Origin of the sequence: Vulcanisaeta distributa JCM 11216, assembly GCF_001315985.1 — an archaeon.
In the GTDB taxonomy this organism is placed as follows: Archaea; Thermoproteota; Thermoprotei; order Thermoproteales; family Thermocladiaceae; genus Vulcanisaeta; species Vulcanisaeta distributa_E.
Genome location: NZ_BBBI01000015.1, coordinates 15,723 through 36,262 on the forward strand (window position 1 = coordinate 15,723; position 20,540 = coordinate 36,262).

General features: G+C 44.3%; 18 protein-coding genes and 8 pseudogenes. 9 read left to right on the forward strand and 17 right to left on the reverse strand.

Annotated features, from left to right (window positions below):
- The first annotated feature begins 54 nt into the window (after positions 1-54).
- The 7 genes from JCM11216_RS19205 (at position 55) to JCM11216_RS10920 (ending at position 3,222) form a co-directional block, all read left to right on the forward strand.
- Entirely contained in the window at positions 55-444 is a 390-nt protein-coding gene (locus JCM11216_RS19205; RefSeq protein WP_243676099.1) for a hypothetical protein, read from the forward strand.
- A gap of 2 nt (positions 445-446) precedes the next feature.
- Positions 447-662, forward strand: a complete 216-nt coding sequence (locus JCM11216_RS19210) for a hypothetical protein (RefSeq protein WP_243676100.1) — start codon at positions 447-449, stop codon at positions 660-662.
- Positions 638-1,051: a hypothetical protein gene (locus tag JCM11216_RS19215; protein ID WP_243676101.1), complete on the forward strand. Its 414-nt coding sequence runs from the start codon at positions 638-640 to the stop codon at positions 1,049-1,051. The genes JCM11216_RS19210 and JCM11216_RS19215 overlap by 25 nt, the downstream gene beginning before the upstream one ends.
- Positions 984-2,087: a (Fe-S)-binding protein gene (locus JCM11216_RS19220; RefSeq protein ID WP_243676102.1), complete on the forward strand. Its 1,104-nt coding sequence runs from the start codon at positions 984-986 to the stop codon at positions 2,085-2,087. The genes JCM11216_RS19215 and JCM11216_RS19220 overlap by 68 nt, the downstream gene beginning before the upstream one ends.
- Positions 2,088-2,205: 118 nt before the next feature.
- Positions 2,206-2,439 (forward strand): hypothetical protein, encoded by a 234-nt coding sequence (locus tag JCM11216_RS19225; RefSeq protein ID WP_243676103.1) that lies wholly within the window; start codon positions 2,206-2,208, stop codon positions 2,437-2,439.
- Positions 2,412-2,807 (forward strand): Kae1-associated serine/threonine protein kinase, encoded by a 396-nt coding sequence (locus tag JCM11216_RS10915; protein ID WP_054854216.1) that lies wholly within the window; start codon positions 2,412-2,414, stop codon positions 2,805-2,807. Before JCM11216_RS19225 ends, JCM11216_RS10915 begins: the two co-directional genes overlap by 28 nt.
- 58 nt (positions 2,808-2,865) lie before the next feature.
- Positions 2,866-3,222, forward strand: coding sequence for a 30S ribosomal protein S15 (locus JCM11216_RS10920; protein WP_243676104.1), 357 nt, complete (start codon positions 2,866-2,868; stop codon positions 3,220-3,222).
- A gap of 109 nt (positions 3,223-3,331) precedes the next feature.
- Here JCM11216_RS10920 and JCM11216_RS10925 read toward each other — a convergent pair.
- From JCM11216_RS10925 to pgk, 4 genes and pseudogenes are all read right to left on the reverse strand, one after another.
- Positions 3,332-3,765: pseudogene (locus JCM11216_RS10925) on the reverse strand (UPF0179 family protein).
- 17 nt (positions 3,766-3,782) lie between these two features.
- Positions 3,783-4,670, reverse strand: a complete 888-nt coding sequence (locus JCM11216_RS10930; RefSeq protein ID WP_243676105.1) for a M42 family peptidase — start codon at positions 4,668-4,670, stop codon at positions 3,783-3,785.
- Positions 4,671-4,898: 228 nt separating this feature from the next.
- Positions 4,899-5,946, reverse strand: a pseudogene (locus tag JCM11216_RS10935) (type II glyceraldehyde-3-phosphate dehydrogenase).
- Positions 5,947-5,949: 3 nt separating this feature from the next.
- Positions 5,950-7,085: pseudogene (pgk, locus tag JCM11216_RS10940) on the reverse strand (phosphoglycerate kinase).
- A gap of 207 nt (positions 7,086-7,292) precedes the next feature.
- On the opposite strand from pgk, the gene JCM11216_RS10945 reads away from it, so the two are divergent.
- A complete protein-coding gene (locus JCM11216_RS10945; protein WP_054854218.1) occupies positions 7,293-7,886 on the forward strand; it encodes a KH domain-containing protein in 594 nt (197 codons plus the stop codon).
- Positions 7,887-7,973: 87 nt separating this feature from the next.
- Here JCM11216_RS10945 and JCM11216_RS10950 read toward each other — a convergent pair whose 3' ends face one another.
- The 5 genes and pseudogenes from JCM11216_RS10950 to JCM11216_RS10970 form a co-directional block, all read right to left on the reverse strand.
- A complete protein-coding gene (locus JCM11216_RS10950; RefSeq protein WP_243676106.1) occupies positions 7,974-8,543 on the reverse strand; it encodes a 30S ribosomal protein S3ae in 570 nt (189 codons plus the stop codon).
- 18 nt (positions 8,544-8,561) lie between these two features.
- Positions 8,562-8,825 carry a KEOPS complex subunit Pcc1 gene (locus tag JCM11216_RS10955; protein WP_054854219.1) on the reverse strand — a complete coding sequence of 88 codons (264 nt, stop codon included), beginning with the start codon at positions 8,823-8,825 and terminating at the stop codon, positions 8,562-8,564.
- Positions 8,822-9,658 (reverse strand): hypothetical protein, encoded by an 837-nt coding sequence (locus JCM11216_RS10960; protein WP_243676107.1) that lies wholly within the window; start codon positions 9,656-9,658, stop codon positions 8,822-8,824. The genes JCM11216_RS10955 and JCM11216_RS10960 overlap by 4 nt, the downstream gene beginning before the upstream one ends.
- Complete coding sequence (locus tag JCM11216_RS10965) at positions 9,600-9,923, reverse strand: hypothetical protein (RefSeq protein WP_243676108.1); 324 nt, start codon at positions 9,921-9,923, stop codon at positions 9,600-9,602. The genes JCM11216_RS10960 and JCM11216_RS10965 overlap by 59 nt, the downstream gene beginning before the upstream one ends.
- Positions 9,924-10,050: 127 nt before the next feature.
- A pseudogene (locus JCM11216_RS10970) lies at positions 10,051-11,777 on the reverse strand (radical SAM protein).
- Between the two features lie 67 nt (positions 11,778-11,844).
- On the opposite strand from JCM11216_RS10970, the gene JCM11216_RS10975 reads away from it, so the two are divergent.
- Positions 11,845-12,594, forward strand: coding sequence for a helix-turn-helix domain-containing protein (locus tag JCM11216_RS10975; protein ID WP_054854222.1), 750 nt, complete (start codon positions 11,845-11,847; stop codon positions 12,592-12,594).
- A 1-nt stretch (position 12,595) separates the two neighbouring features.
- On the opposite strand, the pseudogene serS reads toward JCM11216_RS10975, so the two are convergent.
- From serS to JCM11216_RS11015, 8 genes and pseudogenes are all read right to left on the reverse strand, one after another.
- Positions 12,596-14,000: pseudogene (serS, locus tag JCM11216_RS10980) on the reverse strand (serine--tRNA ligase).
- 46 nt (positions 14,001-14,046) lie between these two features.
- A pseudogene (locus tag JCM11216_RS10985) lies at positions 14,047-14,954 on the reverse strand (3-methyl-2-oxobutanoate dehydrogenase subunit beta).
- A gap of 5 nt (positions 14,955-14,959) precedes the next feature.
- Positions 14,960-16,176: pseudogene (locus tag JCM11216_RS10990) on the reverse strand (pyruvate ferredoxin oxidoreductase).
- On the reverse strand, positions 16,173-16,457 hold the full coding sequence (locus JCM11216_RS10995) for a 4Fe-4S binding protein (RefSeq protein ID WP_054854234.1): 285 nt from the start codon (positions 16,455-16,457) through the stop codon (positions 16,173-16,175). The pseudogene JCM11216_RS10990 and the gene JCM11216_RS10995 overlap by 4 nt, the downstream one beginning before the upstream one ends.
- A gap of 5 nt (positions 16,458-16,462) precedes the next feature.
- A complete protein-coding gene (locus tag JCM11216_RS11000) occupies positions 16,463-17,023 on the reverse strand; it encodes a 2-oxoacid:acceptor oxidoreductase family protein (RefSeq protein ID WP_054854223.1) in 561 nt (186 codons plus the stop codon).
- 244 nt (positions 17,024-17,267) lie between these two features.
- Positions 17,268-17,729, reverse strand: coding sequence for a YkgJ family cysteine cluster protein (locus tag JCM11216_RS11005; protein WP_054854224.1), 462 nt, complete (start codon positions 17,727-17,729; stop codon positions 17,268-17,270).
- A 2-nt stretch (positions 17,730-17,731) separates the two neighbouring features.
- Positions 17,732-18,034: an MTH1187 family thiamine-binding protein gene (locus JCM11216_RS11010; RefSeq protein WP_054854225.1), complete on the reverse strand. Its 303-nt coding sequence runs from the start codon at positions 18,032-18,034 to the stop codon at positions 17,732-17,734.
- Positions 18,035-18,089: 55 nt separating this feature from the next.
- A pseudogene (locus JCM11216_RS11015) lies at positions 18,090-20,534 on the reverse strand (heavy metal translocating P-type ATPase).
- Between the last annotated feature and the right edge of the window lie 6 nt (positions 20,535-20,540).

Sequence of the window (20,540 nt, forward strand, 5' to 3'; positions counted from 1 at the left end):
ATATATAAAGTAAAATAAAATAATACTTTAAAAGATCATAACCTGTTCAACCTGATGGACTTATCCTACGTGTGCTACGCGGAATATTTTAGTCTACCTAAGATACCATCTATGGCCTCCGTATATAGCTTAGCGGTGTTATCGATTGTACTGTTTTTCTATTTCCTTAAGGTAAGGCTGAACAGGTATGGCGTTGGGCTTTGGGAATTTATATTAGTACTACTAAGAGGGTACAGAGCATGGATACCGTTTCTCTGGGACATAGCGACCCACAGGCGATTTACTAAGTATGAGGGCATTGGGGGGGCAGTGGCTCACTTAATGATTCTATATGCGCTGTTACTTTCATTAATAGGTACTTTAATAGTGGCTGCCAATCAATACCTGGGCATATTAACTGGTAAGGAAGTATTTTGCGGGTACTTCTTCCTAGCTATAGCCTAATTATGGATATTACAGCGTGGGTTCTCTTCATAGGCTCTGCCCTGGGCATATATAGGGTTTTAGGTAGAAAGGAACTTTATACAAAGAACGAGTATTACACTAACATACTATTCCTAGCCGGCTTCATGTATCTGGCCGTGAGCGGCGCCGTAATTGAGAGCTACAGGTTCGTACAAATGGGCCTCTGGCGTTATTGGATGTTCATGCCAAACGCCTGATACTATCCCCCCCAATTAGCTCATCAAGCACCCTATACATGGTGATCTACTACACGCACTTCCCACTGGCTTTCATATTAATAGCTATAATACCACTCACGGCAATCTTCCACTCATTACTTGGACTTTACAACTACATAATTAATTACGGTAGACCACTGGGCGAACTAAACAAGCCCTTTGACTTGAAGGAATTAACGGCAGAATCAGCAACGGAGCTAAAGGTGGGCTTTTCGAATGTAGAGGAAATACCAAAAATGAGCAAGTTAGAGGCGATAGCATGTACAAACTGCTTTAGGTGCCAGGACGCTTGTCCTGCATATGCTGCAGGTAGACCCCCTATCACCCATGATGATAATAACGAAGATAAAGCATGGACTCTACAATAGTAATGAGAGCAAGTTAATAGATGGTTCTATCGTAGATGATGAGTTATGGGCATGCACAACATGCGGTGCATGCATGAATACCTGCCCTGTCTACATAAGGCATGTCGATTACATACTCGACATGAGGAGGTACTTAGTAATGGTTAACATGAGGATGGACCAAAAGAAGTCAAGCCTATTACTTAACCTATCCCAGTACAATAATTCAATGGGTATGTCTAATTATGGTAGGCATGATTGGCTAAAGGAGTTAGGTGTCAAGACTGTCCAGGAAAACCCGAACTTTGAGTATCTGCTCTGGGTTGGTTGCATGGGTAGCTTTGATAATAGGGCGAGGGATATAATAAAGTCCCTAGTTGAAATTCTAAGGGAGGCAGGGCTCCTGGATAAGGTAGCCGTACTTGGTGATGAGGAAACCTGCTGCGGTGACCCGGCAAGGAGGCTTGGTGAGGAGAGTAGGTTCCAGGAACTTGCACTTAATAACATTGAATTATTCAAGAAGTACAATGTAAAAAGTATAATAACTATTTGCCCACACGGCTATAATACCTTCAAGAATGAGTATCCGAGGATAGACCCATGGATGAAGAATGTAAAGGTAATACACCATTCAGAATTCCTGGAACAATTAATTAGTGAGGGCAGGATAAAGGTGGGCAGAAATAACGTGGTCTTTACAATACATGATCCATGTTACTTGGCCAGACATAACGGTGTTGTTGAGCCTCAGAGAAACATTGTTATGAAACTCGGTGAGTTGAGGGAGACGAAGTACCACGGCACGCAAACCTTCTGTTGCGGTGCCGGTGGCGCTAATTATTGGTATGATGTGCCTGAGAAGAAGAGGATTAGTCACATAAGGCTTGAGCAGTTGATGGAGACGAATGCCCAAACAATAGTGACGCTATGCCCATTCTGCAATGCCATGCTCACTGATGCCGCAAGAATTAAGGGTGTTGAGGATAAGGTTAAGATATTGGATATATCCGAGATTATTAGAGCATCGGTAATTAAACAGCAAGAGGTTAAGGCGTAGTTAGATTGTAAAAAATATTTACCCAAATTATAACCATAAATTTAGTGAGTCGTAAACCCATAGCCATTGGGGGCAGAGGCTGTACTTTACCTAGAGGATTGGCTAGGACTAACGGTACTTGTTAAGGAGAGGGTTCCAAAGGGCTATAGGGGGTATTGAGTTTGATAATTATATCCGTAGGTCAAGAACCATTAATGAGGCTAGGGCTATGTTGAGGGCTAGGGAGTTGGGCATACCCGTGCCCAGGATCTATGATGTCGACTTAGTAAGCATGAGAATTAGGATGGAATACCTAAATGGGATACCCCCCTGGTTAAGTTATTGGTGGATAATGAGAAAACCAATGATGTAATCATTAACTACGTAAGAACGATGGGTAATTACATAGGCATATTGCACAGGAACGGTGTAGTACATGGAGATCCCACACCGGCTAATGCATTAATTGTTGGGGGGGATAGGCTATATCTAATAGATTTTGGTTTGTCTGAGGTTCTTGGTAGAACGCCCACTGCGCAAGATGTTAGGATACTATATAAGTTGGCTCTTGATCTTAATGTAGCCTTAAGATCTTTTGAGGCATTGCGTAAGGATCAAAGCCAGTTATTGTTCACGGAGTTCCTTAATGGGTATAGGGATGCCATGGGACTCGAATTAACGGGTAGGGTGCAGGCAATGGTTAATAGGTTAAGGAGGATGGTTAGGTATGCCGTCAGATAATTCATTCATTATTCCCACGAACAAATAAGCTTTAAAACTTCTCTAGATATCGTTAGGCGTGCCTCACCGTAGTAAGCATAAGCATGGTAGGAGCGGAAGTACAAGGCCTGTGTCTAAGGTAACGCCTTCATGGGTTTCATATACGCAGGAGGAGGTTGAGCAGTTAGTCATTGAGTTAGCCAAGAGAGGTTTCTCACCATCAATGATAGGCATAATACTTAGGGACCAATACGGCATACCACTTGTCAAGCCAATACTTGGTAAGAACATTACCGAGGTTCTTCAGGAACATGGACTGGCTCCGCAAATACCCGAGGATCTAATGAACTTAATTAGAAGGGCCGTGAAGATTAGGAAGCACCTCGAGGAACATCCAAAGGACCTAAGTGCGAGGAGGGGGTTTAAACCTTGTTGAATCTAAGATACATAGACTGGTTAAGTACTATAAGCGTGTTGGTAAGTTACCGCAGGACTTCGCATACACGCCTGAGGCATTCTCGATGCTTGCATAGTGAGGAACAACTTTAATCAAGCGGTATTACTTCAGCCAGTACGTAATTCTCATTATCGCACTTAATTCGTTGAATCCCCCTCACAATTCTCACCTTAGTACCCTCCTTAAGCATATTATCATTGGGTAAGTACTTTCTGATATCATTACATGTAATTAATGATTTTGTGTATGTAGTCACAACACCCTCAATAAATAACTTAGCCGGTATAGGAATTACTATTGGAAGTTCCTCAACGACTATTGGGACCATGTCCTCGCCCGTTAAAAGGCACTTGTTAGGTTGTGGCAGGCCAACATGCTTGACCTCAACAATTCTATAGACCCTACCTGGCTTGAGCTAGCCACGCATATATTGAATAGTTTGCATTGTCTGCATTCATTTGGAATTGAATATAACCTAAAAGTCTTACCAATGATTGCCTGTTCCCTACCTATCAATGTCATTACTCTCTTAGTCTCCATCATTTCTCACTAATCAAGGCTTTATTCCTAATTAAGTCGAGATTTAATAAGAGTGTTCTCAGTAAATTTTCAACTTGCCTTAGATCCTCAACGTTAATTAATGAAGCTGGTGAGTGTATGTACCTTGCAGGAGTTGATATTACCAATGATGGCACGCCAGTACCGTAGGTATGCACAATCCCCCCCGCGTCTGTACCACCATACGGGTTAACCTGGACTTGGTACTTAACATTATTGCTCTCGGCGAGCTCGATGGCCGCCGATAATAACCTAGGGTTAGCAATCATAGACCTATCATATGCCCTTAACGCAGCACCGCCGCCAATCCTTGTTATCCAAACATCCTCACTACTTGTTGGTACGTCAGCGGCAACCGTAGTCTCCACGATAAACGCCATGTGAGGATTAACCTGGTGAACAACCGCATTAATACCCCCCCTGAGGCCAACCTCCTCCTGGGTATTCCATGAGAAGTACAGCGATACGTCACCACTAACCTTATTCCTAATGTCCCTAAGCGTGTCTATTAGAACTGTACAGCCAACCCTATTATCAAAGGCCTTACCAATAGCCACGGAACCCCCCCTCTGCCTAAAATTACCAACAAACGTGCCTGGGGTGCCCGGCATTACACCGCTCTTTAAAACCTCATCTCTACTGCTAAATCCTGCATCGACGTATAACTCCTCAAACCTTGATGGGGGCTTCTCCTTACGTAAATGCGGTGGATCAACACCAACAACACCGACTATATCACTGTTCTTCCCCCCCATGAACACCAGCTCCTTATCAAGGAGAGTCCATGGGTCTAAACCGCCGATAGGTATTATTCTTAGAAAGCCCCCCCTTTGGTCTATGTGAGAAACCATAACGCCAACCTCATCCATGTGCGCACTAATTAGGACCTTAAATGGGCCATTACCAACCTGGCAATTAGGTTCCCCATGTTGTCAATCATAATATCATCCACATAATCACTTATGAAACCCCCCTAATAACTCTCCTAACTCTATCTTCAAAGCCTGAAGGGCCGATCTCCATTGATAATTGGCCCAGTATGTCTATGTCCATACAAGTGCAGGGATTGTCTAGACTTAAAAATTTTGAACCTGTGATTAAGCTAGGTTATAATTCTTACCTGTAGCTACAAGATTAAGCATCAAATCTGTCTTCTTAATTGAGTCCCACTTACTGGAGAGCTTGAACATGGCTCTCACGGCATCTATGTTCTCAGGAACCACAATACTTTCCTGGTGAACACCCTGCATTAGGAAAAGCTCGTTCTGGAATACAGTTATTGAGTCCTCAATTACCGCATTCTCCATAACATCACCCCCCCTAAGCTACCCATGTCCCTAGCCCACTCAATTATTTGCGCAAGGGATTCGAACTTCCTTGACGCCGAGTTGAACAACAATATCCTAGGTGTCTCCTCGAGAACCTTCATAACCTCGCCCTTACTTACCTGACCATCAAACTCTATGTTGACCATGTGTAGGTGCATCATTGTCGTGGGTACTGCAACGGCCATAGTTATTATATCTATGGTCGGTATTACCGTCTGCACGTCAGGTCCATGATGACTGGGCACCGTTGCAGGGTTAAAAACAACATCATTGATCGGACCCTTCTTGTGTTCCCTAGGATCGGCCCCCCTCCTCACTAAGTATGCCCTAACTCTCCTTACCCTATAGCCATGGATCAGGAAGGCGCTTATTAATCTTGAGAGAGCCGTTGTATTGCAACTAACTACCCTAACAAACCTCTTGCCAACAGCCACATCGTAATTGGCGAGCGCGTTAAAACTTACCTCGGCCACCTCGGCCTCCTCACCACCCTGGAATATGGCCCTTAACCCAGCTGGCTCGTAAATTTTAGCCCTATTCTCCGCGCCAACGCCATCTGGCGTTGCGTCAATAATTACATCAACGTTCTTAATAAGGTCATTAACAGTCCCCGCGACTTTAATCCCGGCCTTCTCGAACTTACTAACCCTATCTTCATAGGTATATAACTTAATGCCCTTACCTATGGCAACCTCACTCTCATAATCAGGCGTTTGCTTAATCACACCAACTAGCTCCATATCATCCATCCTCATTACTGCATCGGCAACCTCTTCCCAATTGTCCCATAACCCATTATGCCTACTTTAACAACCATGGCTCACACCCAGAACCTCGATTTCGATAGCTCAAGAGCCTTAATACCGGGCAGGTATGGATCTGCAAGGAACTGGATAAATGCTCTACCGCCAGTGGATACATGGCTTATCCTGTTTATTAATCCAAACCTCTTGGCCGACATTATTGTGTGGCCACCACCAATTACCGTGAATTGGGCATTATCAACCATAGCCTTCATAACGTCTTTCGTACCTACCGCAAACTGGTCAACTTCGACTAAACCAAGCGGCCCCGTCATTATTGCAATATCGGTTGTTTCCAGGTAATTAATAAATAAATCAATGGTCGCAGGTCCTATGTCAAGCATTGACTGCGCGTTGCTTGGCTCAATCACCTTACCATCAGCTTGAACGGCGTCCATCGGGAGTACGACTTTATCACTGAATAATTTCATAATATCCATGGCATCATTCATTACATTCTGATCAACCTTAACATTACTAAGTAACTTATTATTACCGTATCTCAGGGCTAGGAATAATTGACTAACTAAGCCGCCAATCAATACCTTGTTAACTAAGTTCTTGCTTAATAGTGTCTTAATGGTCTTCACAGTTTCGGGAACCTTCGCACCGCCTGCTATCAATACTGTAGATACACCCCCTCATGTTAAGCACCTTACCTAGTGCATTAACCTCATTCTCCATAATAAGTCCCATACAACTTGGCAACACGTACGGGAACCCCCACAATACTAGGCTGCGATCTATGTGCCGTGGCGAAGGCATCAAGAATGAAGTAATTAAATAATGGCGCTAACCTCCTTACTAAGTACGTATTTGCGAGCTTTTGCGGCTCTCCCTCAATAACTTCCTCACTTACAAACCTAAGGTTATCAAGCATCAATACTTCACCAGGTCTTAACTTACTTATTTCCTCACGTGCCCTGGGCCCTATGACATCATCTATAAAGTGCACGTCCATGCCCAGGTACTTACTAAGTGCCTTAGCATGTGTTTCAAGGGACACAAATTCTGGGTCTCCGGGCCTGCCCTGGTGCGTAATTACAACGACTGGTAGGTCTGAATCGACGAGGTACCTAATGGTCCTTGAATGAGCCTCAATCCTATATTCATCAAGTATTTCGCCGGAGTCCCTATTTATTGGGACATTCATATCGACCCTAACTAACACCCTACCCTTACTGCATAGGTTTATCGTTGGAAGTGAACTGGGTAAACTGGGTAAACTCATACTACTCAGTTTTGACTAGGTACTATATTTAAAATTTTCCTACCATAGTAATAATTATAATTATTAATAATTTACAAATTCACGGAGAAAGCAAGATTTTTAATCCGAAGAGGTTATGTAAATGGGAACATGATAAGTGACTACATGAAGGGTGGCTTTAGGCTCGTGGTTGAGAAGAATAGGTTGAAGGCGATCAGCGATTCGGTAAAGGCAATTGAGGAGGAATTTGGTGTTAAGGTAATTATTGATAATGATAAGGGTGAGGTTACGATAATTCCAGGTAGTAATACAAACTTTGATCAGTTGATGAAGGCTAAGAATATCATTGAGGCAATATCATACGGCTTTGATTATAATGATGCCCAAAACCTAAGGAGTGATGATTATACCCTTGAGATAATTGATTTGAGGGACTATGTCGATAAGGATAAGTCCAACCACATTAGTAGGATTAAGGCTAGGATAATTGGTGAGGATGGTAGGGCTAAGAGGGTTCTTCAGGAATTAACGGATACGAATATAGCGATTGGCGATAAATACATAGCAATACTTGGTCTATATGAGAATGTTAAGGTGGCTAGGGAAGCCATAGAGATGCTGATTCGCGGTAGGCAGCATGCCACTGTGTATAGGTGGATCCAGAATTGGAGGAGGGAGAGTAGGTATAGGGAGTTAATGGAGAGATTGAGCAGGACTTATTATGAGGAAGGTGATGAGAGTTGAGACATTGCTTCTGTAACCTTAACAGCCTCGCCAGCCGGCTTAACCTCACCACCAGTTGGGTATCTTAATACCTTTATCTTGAAAACCTCAACCTTCCTTAAGGGGGTATATCCTCTTACCAACGGCAAATAATTGATTGCTAACATCGCCAAATACTGCGGCCTTTATAAAACCATTAAAGTCAACCTTGCCCGCAACCTCATTTAATGCCTTTGAAAACTCACTCCTAATGGCTCTCTTTTGACTTGATTTACATCTTGTTGGTGTCATTGCCAATATTGTAACCCTAAGTAACGCGTTGTCCGTGGTATTTATATCCTGAATCAGCTGTATGAGACTGGAGCCTCTTCTAATTAGGCTCTTTACGTAATCTCTCGTCAATTCCATGCCCTTAAACCTTGTGTAGGCCTTCTCACCCTCAACTTTGTCTATTTGGAATCTTAACTTTATGTGTAAATGACCGAGATCCCTCGTTATGTCAAATAATGTAACCTCTATGGTCCTGCCAATAAGCGCGTTAGGTTCATTAGCAGGTATCTCACCAAGTTCTATCCCGTTAAATAACGCGGGCGCGTATACAATGTACCATTTCTTGATCATCCACTTACCTGTCTTAACCTGCTTCTGCTCAGACACGTTGGTCTTATCGACAATCAAAAAACCCTTTTTATATTTTTACCTTCCTAACTTATTGAGGGATTCCATCACTACCCTAAGGCTCCTAATGAAATCGTCGATTGTATTATAAACACTTAATATTCTATCGCTCTCTACATTATACGTAACTTCATAAATTAATTTACCATCAATGCATTTAATCATTGACAACAAGCCAGGCGGCAGTTCTTTTTCGTCAGGTAATAATGAAGACACGGCTACTTGGCATTCATCAATGGACTTCATCGTGATTTCAAGAGTAACCTTGCCTCTGATAATCATTGTCTCAAGCCTCTTACTACTATTGAGTAATTACCACGTTTGAACACTAATTCAGCGTCCGTAACGTCCTCATTAAATGCACAAATTAATTGTGTTTCTTCATTTTCCAATAGGAAGATTTTATTCTTACTCTCGGTTTTGAAACCAATGATTGAGCATAATCTATCAATTAATGTTAATGGTTGATAACCTTGCCTAACCATAATACTGTCCTTATCTAGTTGACCCACAAGCTCACCAAATATGGCCATATATCTAGTGATTAAGTTATCCATAGCCTTAATACTCTGTGGATTAAGTACTGGGTTTAATAAACCACCTGCATATTCCCAAAGCACTAATTGGGACTCTACGGCTAATATGGACTCTAGAACATCAAAATCCGTATTGACCCACTTCCTATGCATAAGCACGAGTTTATCAAGGTAATCACCTCTAAACCCAGACCTCAGCATGAAATCACCAATATATTTTAACAATGCCATCACTTCTCCCTCATTAAGTTCCTTATATGTTGCATCAGTTCTTTTGGCGATTGTCTTTACGAGGTTCTTAGCCTCATTCTCATTACCAGTAATTCCAGGTATTACTGGTGAGAATGCTCGTGAAAGTGAAATACTTAGTGGTAGCCTAAGTATGCCAGGTAATGCTGGATAATTAATGAGTTCGGTTGTTAGCCATCCATTAAATAATGAAATATTGTAATCAGGGGTTACGGAAAATTCGTGGATAACGGCTGTTTCTAGGAACCTTATTGAATCTTGGCTTAATTCATTATTTAGTAATTGCCATATTAGTTGGGGGCATTGATTCGTTGAATTCAAGGTAAGCATCAGTATTGACCCAATCAATGCCTTCCCTACCAATTATAAGCGTCTTTTTTCCATTGATGGTGTTCGCCAATTCATTGAGTCTCATGACCACTGGCGGGTCAATAAGTAGTATTGAATTATACCTGCCTATTACATCCCTCCTTAAGTCGTTTAATGAATCCAGCGTTAATAGTGTTACGTGTGTTATCAAACCCCCCCTCCTAAATCTCTCCATTAATAGGGCTATGGCTGAAAATAGAGAGTTTATGAATGGTGGCACTACCATTAGTAAGCTATCTGATGAATTAATAATAGAATCCAAAACGACTTTACTCTTTGATTTCACATAATGCGGTACGAAAATACTTATTTTAATAATTACTTAGGTGTGGGATTAATAAATACGGAATAAATCATATATAAACCGCGGTGTTCTTTGCAAGCTTTATCTTAAGCCAGTCCTTCACATCCATCTTAAAGCTGTGCTCAACCTTATCCCTGTGGAAGTTATTCATTGTGCAGAAGGGTATTATCCTACCGTCAGGCGTTGCGTAGTGTATATCGCACCTCTGGACCCTATGTACATCGAAGTTAAAGACATCCATGAAGTGCATTATCCCGAGTCCAATCACGTTAAACATGACCTGACCCAGCGATTCATAGTCCTTCTTTATCAGGAAATTAGCGAGTATGTTCCTAAAGCTCTTGTGCTTAACGTATCTGAGCAACTTTAAGGTTTCCACAGTGGCTATTCCCCCCTCCAAACACCGCCTCTAACGGCCTTGCCGTGTATGTCCCAGACGGCCTTTTCGAAGCCATCAACATCGACGATTTTCGTTATTGGGAGTATTTCCTTAGTATCCTGGTCATAGTAAATAAACGTTGATGCTCCGCAAACCGGGTTATTGCCGAATATCGGCTTTGGACTACCTGTTATTGCCTCAACAAGCTTACCAAGGGCCACGGGCCAATTAACCGGTCTCCAATCCCACCTACTAATCTTACCACCTGTCTGTTCCTCAATCTCGATAAGCACATCGGGTATTGTGATCCTAAATTGCCTAATCTCCTCGGGACTATACTCCTTAGCTCTGCCCGCGAAGGCCACAGGCTGTATATTAATCCACCTAACCACATCCCTATTCTCAACCGCGAAGTCAATTATCTTACCAATATCCTTATCATTGTAGTTCCTGGCCATCGTAACCACTAAAACCACGGACCTATGACCAAGCTTCCTGGCGTTCTCAATAACCTTCTTCTTAACGGCCGCATACGCCCTGGGGTCATAAAGCCTATGTCTCCATACACCTTGATTATTAGGGTCTATAGTATCAAATTGTAGATAAATCGTTGACATACCGGCATCCAATAACTTCTTGTAGTAGTCAATATCATTTGCAAGCCTTATACCATTAGTATTAACCTCAATGTGATCAAAGCCGAGCGCCTTAGCCATCCTAATAATTTCTGGCAAATCATTCCTTAGTGTTGGTTCACCACCACTAAATTGAATGGCATTTGGCGCCCAAGGCTTCTGAGCCCTAAGGGTCCTGAGCATGTATTCTATTTGTTCGAGCGTTGGCTCATATACGTAACCAGCTGCATAGGCGTTGGCAAAGCACACGGGGCACTTCATGTTGCATCTATTTGTCACGTCAATTATTGCAAGCACAGTATTTGTCTTATGAACGGGACACAATCCGCAAGCGAAGGGACAACCGCTGGTGGTTACGTAGTAGTTCAGGTCAGTATTGGGATTCGCAGTGCCCTTACCGATGTATTCAGGGGCATCCCACTGGAGGAAGTAGTAGTAAAGCTCAGCATCGCCCCCCCAGTACAGGTCCCTGAAGGTTCCGTGTTCTGGGCAAGTCTTCTTCAGCCATATCGCCCCCCCATCCTCCTCATAAACAACCATTGGTATCTGCCTACTGCAGACCGGGCACACGGATACCGAGACCTTAACAACCCTAACATGGTCAGGCAAACCAAATTGCTTCTTCCACATCTGCTGTAGTCTCTCATTTTCTAGGGTATTCCTGTAGTGCTTAGGCAATTTAAACCTACTTAAATCCACAAGAGGCTTTCTTGGTCTTTGCGCTTCAATTAGTTCTGTTTTCGCCGCCACTACCTGAACCATTACGGAACTTGAGGGTTAATTATTTAAAAGCTTTGTCACCAATTGATACTCTCAGAAGTGTTTTAGTATGAGCATTGAGAAGAGACTTCAAGAACTTGCTAGGCTCATTGGATTGACTAGTTATGACATAAAGGCCTACATTGCTCTTGTGGAGAACGGCCCATTAACCGCTAGGGACGTTGCATTAAAGGCTAGTATTCCTTCATCGAAGGTTTACTCAGTGCTTCATAAACTGTACAGGTTAGGTTACGTTGAAATTGATGACAAGAAGAGACCCGAGTTATTCTATGCCGTGTCTCCAACGGACATATTCAATAGATTAATACAGAGATTTTCTGATTACGTTAATTCAATAAAGCCATTAATAGATTCATTGCAGTTAATGTATGAATCGACATATAAGGGTAGGGTAACCGCCCAAAGCGAGCTGCTTTACGTTGTTAGAGGACTTGATAGCACTAAGGAGTTAATAATGAAATCCATGGGTTATGGCAATCTTGACGTTGCAACACCGTACATAGAGCTGCTTGACCATAGGGTGTTATCTATGATTGAGGACATATCACGCAATAACGAGACCAGGTTATTAGTTTCCCGCGACATAACCTACCACGTTAAGGACTTACCGCCTAGAATACATATTAGGGTTAGAGATAAGCTATTTGGCGGTGGCTTTATAGGTATTGGTGGTGTTGTCCTTATAATTAAACATGGCATGGACTACATAAGCCTATACTCAAGGCAGGATTACATAATTGATATTGCAAAAACATACTTTAATAATTTATGGAATGATGCTGAGGTTTTTCAGCGGTGATTTACTCGATAATTGGGTTACCCTTATCATCCCTCTTAACCTTCTTTCTAGGATAAATTGCGTCAGTTGGTCCCTTGCTAAATATCTCTAGATACTTCCTCAGGACCTTGGGTATTACCACGGTGCCATCAGGTTCCTGGTAGTTCTCAAGTATTGCCGTTATAGCTCTCGTACTCGCTATGGCCGTCGAGTTAAGGGTATGCACGAACTCCCTCCTCATGTCCTTCCTGAGAACCCTGATCCCAAGCTTTGCGGACTGCCAGTCAGTACAATTGCTGCATGATACCATTTCCCTATACATTCCCTGGGCAGGCATCCAAACCTCAAGGTCGTACTGCTTAGCGGCGCACCTGCCATGTCGTGTGCACAAAGTAATACTACTCTATGCGGTAGGCCAAGGCCTTGCCACAGCTCCTCTGCATTCCTAATCAATTCCTCATGCCACTTCCAACTCTCCTCAGGTAATGAAAACACGAACTGCTCAACCTTATGGAACTGGTGAACCCTGAAGATACCCTTCATATCCCTATTACCCGCACTGGCCTCCCTCCTGAAGCTCGGTGATACTCCAACGAATAGTAATGGTAATTGGTCCTCAAGGAGCTCCGTATGCCTTAGATAGGCGGCTATTGGGTGTTCCGCAGTGCCTATTAGGTATAGGTCCTCATTCTCCACCTTATATACCATGTCCTTGAAGGTCTCCATGTCTAGTATCTCGGAAAGGACCTCGTACTTCAGCATGTATGGTGGAAGCACGAGTCTGAAGCCCTTCTTGGTCATGTGGTCAATAGCGTAAGCTAGCAGTGCATATCAAGCATCACCAAGTCATCAAATAAATAGTAAAACCTTGATCCAGCCACCTCACCGGCCTTGAGGGTATCGCCCATATTAAGCACAAGCTCGAGCATATCGGCATGCCCAATGGGTTTCCAATCAATGGCTTCATACGGCACATTGAAACCAAAGCGTTCTGTTTGGTCCTTGAAGTCCTTTAGGTAGCTAACCCAAACCTTGGGCGTTCCATAGAACCTGACCGGTATTGAATCAACACCCTCCGGGCAATTGTAGGGTACACTTTCATGAACAAGGTTCGGTATTGACCTAAGCACCCTCTCCCTCTCCCTCTCAACACTTTCTAACTCCTCCTCCCTCCTCTGAATCTCATTCAGTAATTCCTTGGCCTCCATTATCTTCCTCTCCCTCTCAGCACCACTCAACTTACTAACCTCCCTGGTGATTACGTTATGTCTATGCCTTAGCTCATCAATCTCCGCCTTAAGGCTTCTCCACTTACTATCCAATTCGATGAATCTATCAACAACGCTAACGTCCATCCTCCTCTTTTTAAGCGAGTCCCTGACAACGTCTGGCTTATTCCTCAATGCTTCCAATAAGCTCCAGCTCATTGCGGTTCTAGGACTTGCATAATTATTAAATTTTATTTGATAATGATTATTTGAAAATCTCAGCTAACTTGAGTATTAAGTCCCACTGCCTATCTATCTTCTCCTCCATGATCTTGATATCCTCAGGCTTAAGGTGTGCGAACCTACCCTGAATCTTTATGTACTCCTCCAATGGCTTCCTCCTAGACTTATCCTTGTATGGGAGGCTTGGTGGACTTATCGTCAACTTGCCCTGGTTATACTCCCATAGAACCCAGGCACCGGTCTCAACAGCGAGCCTAGCCGCCCTAATTGTGTATGAATCATCCATCTTCCAGCCTGGTGGGCATGGCGCATGGAGGTGTATGAACCTAAAGCCTTTGACCTGCATTGCCCTCCTAACCTTGTCGATGAAGTCCATTGGGTAGCAATACTTGCCGTGGCTACGTAGGGCACCTTATGCATGAGCATTATCAACGCCACATCCTTCCTATCCTCAGTCTTACCCCTTGGCGATGTTGTTGTCCAAGCCATCCAAGACGTTGTGCCACTTGCCTGGATCCCCGTGTTCATGTAGGCCTCATTATCAGCCATCACATAGAGAATGTCCTCATTCCTATACGCAGCACCACTTAATGTGGCGAAACCAATATCCGCAGTTGCGCCATCGCCAGCCCAAACAACCACAGGCCCATTAATGCCTCTCTGCCTAATGGCCCTCACCAAGCCGCTGGCCACCGCCGGGCTTGATGCGAATGGCACATGAAGTACAGGCACTGTGTATGCTGTGTATGGTGCGGAGCCAGGTATTACACTTGAGCACCCCCCCGCCGGTATCACCATGACGAACTTGCCGTCAAGGGCCATAGCCAACTGCCTCATACCAACTTGCAATGGGCAGCCAGGGCATGCTGCGGTGCCTGGCATGATAAACTTAGTCCTGCCGTACTTATGTAGTTCGGTTATGGTGACCATGCACATCACCTCTCAATCTTAGGTATATACCAATACTTCCTAACCCTCACTAGGCCCTCGCGTTCGCTTTTATCTAAAAAGTCCTTCATTATTACCTTAAATTCATCGGCTGAAACGTCGAATCCGCCAAGACCGGCTAGGACGCCCTCGAAGGAGATGTTACTCGGCACCAAGCCACTGATTTCACTTGCTAACACACCGCCCATACCCACTGAGTAATCCCTGTCAAATACTATGACACCCTTCACGCCATTAATCCAGCCAGTAATGTCCTCCTCAGGAAATGGCCTTATGTACCTAATCCTCAACAAACCAATTGGGTAACCCTCATCCCTAAGCTATCAATTGCGTTCATTATATCCCCCCCACTCCACGCACCCATTGATACGGCTAGGTACTTAGCATCACTACACCTGTAGCACTCAGTCAGTGGCCCATACCTCCTACCCGTTAACTTACCATACTCATTGTAAACCTCCGAAATGACCTTCTTCGCTGACTCCATAGACTCATCCATGTATTTCTTAAGTAATGCGTGGTAGACGTCATTACCAGGCAAGTTACCCATTGTGATGGCCTCACCACCAGGCTCAATAGTATATGGGATCCTTGGATTCCTAGGCGGTAACCAAGCATCCACATCCTCTTGCGATGGTACATCTAGGGGCTCCGCCGTGTGGCTAAGTATGAAGCCATCAAGCCCAACAGCTACTGGTAATAATACTCTATCATTCTCACTTATCTTGAAGGCTGTTAATGTCATGTCAAAGGCCTCCTGCACGTTCTGAGCCATGCCAATTATCCAACCACTATCCCTAATGGCTAGCAGGTCCGTGTGCTCATCATGTATGTTCCACGGTGGACCAACGACTCTCGTGACCACGGCCATGACCAGTGGAACCCTTGAGGCTGCGGCCCACCAAAGCATCTCATACATGTAGAATAGGCCGTGGCTTGAGGTTGCGGTAAATGCCCTCGCGCCACCCGCGGCTGCTCCGTATACTGTGGCCAATGCCGCAAACTCGCTCTCAACCCTCACGTAATCAGCCTTTAACTCGCCCTTCTCAATCATCTCACTGATCCTCTCAACAATGAGAGTCTGCGGCGTTATTGGATACGCAGAGATCACATTAACTCTGGCTAATTTCACGGCTTCGGCAACTGCATGATCTCCGACCAAGACCTTCCTAACCTGTTTCGCAAGAGGTACCTGGCTGCTCATTCACACCACCCCCCCTCTTTAATCATATCAATTGCCTTGACAGGACAAACATCTGCGCATATTCCACAGCCCTTACAATAATCATAGTTAATCCTGACACTCTTGTCCTCAAGCCACTCAATCACATTCTCAGGGCAGTAAAGCCAGCAAAGACCGCACTTAGTGCACTTGGAATAATTAATCACGGGTCTATAAACACGCCATGTACCTGTCCTACCACCGGCGCCCTCGGCTGGTGTTGACAATAGTAAACCCCCCCTCAATTTTTCAGCCACACCCATTTCACTCACCCCCCCCTTACCAATTCATAACCCATCTTAACGGCCTCCGCATTCAATTTAACCAGGTTCTCCCTACCAACAAACTCAGGTAATGAGGCAATGATTGAGTCAAGACTCACAACACCGGTCACCTTGGCAACCGCACCAAGCAGTGGCGTACTCACTATGTGCCAACCAGCAATCACGAGCCCGAGCTTCTCGCTTATAGATGTTGCATCAACATAATAAGTCCTGTATCCCGTTCTTATTGGCGATGATGAATTGACAATAATCATCGAATCCCTACCCTTCATTAACTCATCGATATTAACCAGGTCAAGAACGTTAGATACCAGAACAATAAGCACATCAGCCTTCCTCACATTACTATGAAGAGACACTGGCTTGTTGGCAATCCTTGCGTAGGATTTAACAACGGCGCCCCCCCTACGTTCAGCACCAAACTCAGGAATCGCCTGACCCCCCCACTTACCATCCTTAAGAGCCGCAGACACAAGGATCCTAGCAGCAGTGACACCGCCCTGTCCACCTCTCCCAAGAATGATGAATTCTGTTACCTCTGCCATATTAACTCATGAACCGTAAGTATTGGGGTTTTATAAATGCTTCTGGTAGGTTATTTATCTCTAAATGATAAAAATAGTTAAATATAAATCAATAGGATTATCGAAATGACTTAATAAACGAACTATGAAATACATAAATTAAGTACTAAACGCTGTAAAAACATGACTTAATTAATATAATGATGTTTATCAGGGTACTTATCAGGGGGGGTGATGTATTAAAGTATTATTTAACTAAGTAAAATTAATAAGAGCGAATACCGTATCTCAATCTTACCCATTGACTTGTTTGATTTGATCTCGTTATAAATAGTGGTAAGTATTTCCCAAGTCTTTTTATTTCATTACGATCTACGGTATTCCATGCCGGACACTCCTTATCAATGTACGGTCCCTCAGCATCATCGTAGACTAACGGGTATATCCTACAACCAATTGGTCTATTTTCATAAATGGTGCACTCCATGGTCTGTGGATTAAGGAAGACACAATGCCCATCCACATTCCTTAACCTCCACATCTCTCCATCAAATACCGCAAAGTCACTGAGCCCGTAACCAAGCCTAATTATCCTCTCAATATCCTCAGGTAAGAGCTCCATTTGCGTGCTTAGGCAACACTTACCGCACTTAGTACAGTTCATTTTAACCTCAAAGAATTCGGGATCATCAAATACAGTGCCAAGCTTAATACGTATCTTAACCATAATCACCTACTGACCCTCTCAACCTTATAAGCCATAGTAATGGCCTTATCCCTCCTATCATCAATCCTGACCGTGGTGACGATCCTCTTAATACCGGCTTTATACAGGGCATCATGTATGTCCTGAAGCAATTTGCCCAATGCCTCAACACTTGGGAGCTCAACCGAGGTGCCCATGGGGGGGCCGATTTCGTACTTATAACCTGACCTCCTAATCACGTCTATCGCCACTTTAATGTAATCACCAACACTTGGGGGGGAACCTGTTCCTATTGGGTCAACCGCTATCTCCACGATCACACTCATACAAGTAGTTGAAAACCTAAGTTAGTTATTAAGACTTACTTAGTTAGGTAATTCATTAAACACGGCTTTGCCTGAGCCTTAATGCATTTAACGTTACCGTTATACTACTTAATGCCATTGCTAACCCAGCCCACTCAGCTTATGGTGAGCCCAGGGACGGCACCAGCGGCTATTGGTATTAATACGGCATTGTAAATGAACGCATACAATACGTTAAACCTAATGTTACTCAGTATCTTCCTTGATAATTTAATGAAACTTATTACCTTAATTAAGTCGCTATCAAGTAATACCACATCACCAGCCATTTTCGCCACATCGGTGCCCACGCCCATGGCTATGCCAATGTCGGCAGTTTTTAAAGCCACGGCATCATTAATGCCATCACCCACCATGGCAACTACGCCAACCTTACTCTTCAATTCCTTAATCACGTCAGCCTTCTCATCAGGTGTTAATCCCGCATAGACGTGCTCGATACCCAACTTCCTAGCCACCACCCTCGCCGCCTCAGCCCTATCGCCAGTGACGATCACGGGCACCATACCCATACGCCTTAACTCATTAATTACTGCAGGGGTCTCAGGCCTTAAGGTATCACCAAGCACTATAGCCCCCCCCAGCACCTCATTGTTGACTATTACATAAACTACGGTATAACCATTATCCACACTCTCACGGACTTTTCCCTCAATTTCCGAGTTAATTACTGCCTCAAAACCCTTAACCAGCTTCCCATTACCAACACCTATTGTTAAGCCATTCCATTGGGCAATAATGCCCATGCCAGGTATGGTATCATAATTATCCGCACCAGGGATTTCCCCATAAACCTCCCTCGCCCTTTCAAGAATAGCCCTGGCTATTGGGTGCTCGGAACCCCCCCTCTCCGCCACTGCCGCGTAGTACAGTGCCTTCTCATCACCAATTACCGAAATAACCTCGAACCTGCCCCCCCTGGTTAGGGTGCCCGTCTTATCAAAGGCTATTGCCCTAATCCTTGGGCTGAGCTCTATTGCCCTGGAATCCCTAATTAAAATGCCATGCTTTAAGGCGTTGTTCGTGCCCGCCACCACACTTATTGGTGTGGCTAGACCGAGGGCGCATGGGCATGCGATAACCAATACGGAGGCCATGTGAAGCACAGCCACATAAATGGGCGCACCCAATAGGTACCAAGCGACGAAGGTAACCGCGCCAGCCGCTATTACGAACCACGTGAAGTAAGAGGCGACCCTATCCACGAGTGATTGTATAGGTAAACGAAGTGACTGAGCCTGCCTCGCCTGCTTGATCACTTGAGTAATAAAGGCGTATTCACCACTCCTGGTCACCCTAATCCTCAAGTAACCCCCCCTCGTGAGTACTGTGCCGGCCAACACCAGGTCACCAACACCCCCCCTGTGTCTCGGCCTTGGTTCTCCGGTCATCACGGATTCATCCACATAACCCTCGCCACCATCCACATAACCATCCACGGGTATTACCTCACCCTCCTTAACAATGGCAATATCACCAGGTTTGACCTCGTTAACAGGGACCTCAGTCTCGACACTACCTCTAATCACCCTAACACTCCTTGGATAAAGCCTTGCTAATTCCCTCATCGTGGAACTGACCCTAAGCTTAAGTCCCGTCTCCAGGTAACGACCAATCAGTACAAACGTGATTATCGCCGCGCTGGAGTCGAAGAATACATTCCCACCAAACACATGAGCCAACACCAACACGCTGAATACGTATGCCGACAACGTACCAAGCGTTACTAGGGTATCCATATTGGCGATAGCGTTTCGAAGAGCCCTAACGGCGCCCTTTATGAAGCGCATTCCTGAGTAGAATTGAACTGGTGCCGATAAAGCAAAGGATGCAATAGCGTATAGTGTGCCTGAAATGAGCCTGCCATACTTAGGGTTTCAAGTATAAATATTAGGGTGGTCAAAGGAATAGCGACAATAAGCCTAGCCTTAATGTCCTTTAGGTCCATCTCAACGGCTTTCCTATCAACATCAAGGTCCTCAGCACTTCCTCTACTCATATTAATTACCTTAAAGCCCGCATTCTCGATTATGGACCTAAGCTCTCCCTCATTAATCTCCAGTGGGTTGTATGTGACAGTGACTGTATGATTAACGGGATTCGGAACAACACTAAATACTCCCGGAATACGTAGCGTTCTAATTACTGAGTTGACCTCCTCAGGCTCAAGTCTCCTTAATGTGAATGTTATCGTTTCTCTGTAAATATCGTAACCAACCCTCTGCACGGCCTTTAGGGCCTTGGCATAGTCAAACCGCGCTGGGTCGACTATCACGACCGCCTCATCACTAGCGAGACTGACGCTGACCGACAACACGCCATTAACCGATAATAACGCTTTTTGCACGGTCAGGGAACAAGTCGCGCAGTGCATTCCAATGATTTTAAGGTGGACCTCCCTACCATTACTAAACCTGAGTCCAATACCTACCCTACTCAACTCATCATCAATACTCACCATGGCTCA

Bases quoted from the DNA above. Each gene is read 5' to 3' on its own strand.
- JCM11216_RS10995 (WP_054854234.1), bottom strand. From the start codon at position 16,457: ATGGGTGTGGCTGAAAAATTGAGGGGGGGTTTACTATTGTCAACACCA.
- JCM11216_RS19205 (WP_243676099.1), top strand. From the start codon at position 55: ATGGACTTATCCTACGTGTGCTACGCGGAATATTTTAGTCTACCTAAG.
- JCM11216_RS10965 (WP_243676108.1), bottom strand. From the start codon at position 9,923: ATGGTAGTGCCACCATTCATAAACTCTCTATTTTCAGCCATAGCCCTA.
- JCM11216_RS19220 (WP_243676102.1), top strand. From the start codon at position 984: ATGCTGCAGGTAGACCCCCTATCACCCATGATGATAATAACGAAGATA.
- JCM11216_RS10975 (WP_054854222.1), top strand. From the start codon at position 11,845: ATGAGCATTGAGAAGAGACTTCAAGAACTTGCTAGGCTCATTGGATTG.
- JCM11216_RS11010 (WP_054854225.1), bottom strand. From the start codon at position 18,034: ATGAGTGTGATCGTGGAGATAGCGGTTGACCCAATAGGAACAGGTTCC.
- JCM11216_RS10960 (WP_243676107.1), bottom strand. From the start codon at position 9,658: ATGCTTACCTTGAATTCAACGAATCAATGCCCCCAACTAATATGGCAA.
- JCM11216_RS10945 (WP_054854218.1), top strand. From the start codon at position 7,293: ATGATAAGTGACTACATGAAGGGTGGCTTTAGGCTCGTGGTTGAGAAG.
- JCM11216_RS19210 (WP_243676100.1), top strand. From the start codon at position 447: ATGGATATTACAGCGTGGGTTCTCTTCATAGGCTCTGCCCTGGGCATA.
- JCM11216_RS11000 (WP_054854223.1), bottom strand. From the start codon at position 17,023: ATGGCAGAGGTAACAGAATTCATCATTCTTGGGAGAGGTGGACAGGGC.
- JCM11216_RS10955 (WP_054854219.1), bottom strand. From the start codon at position 8,825: ATGATTATCAGAGGCAAGGTTACTCTTGAAATCACGATGAAGTCCATT.
- JCM11216_RS10930 (WP_243676105.1), bottom strand. From the start codon at position 4,670: ATGGATGAGGTTGGCGTTATGGTTTCTCACATAGACCAAAGGGGGGGC.
- JCM11216_RS11005 (WP_054854224.1), bottom strand. From the start codon at position 17,729: ATGGTTAAGATACGTATTAAGCTTGGCACTGTATTTGATGATCCCGAA.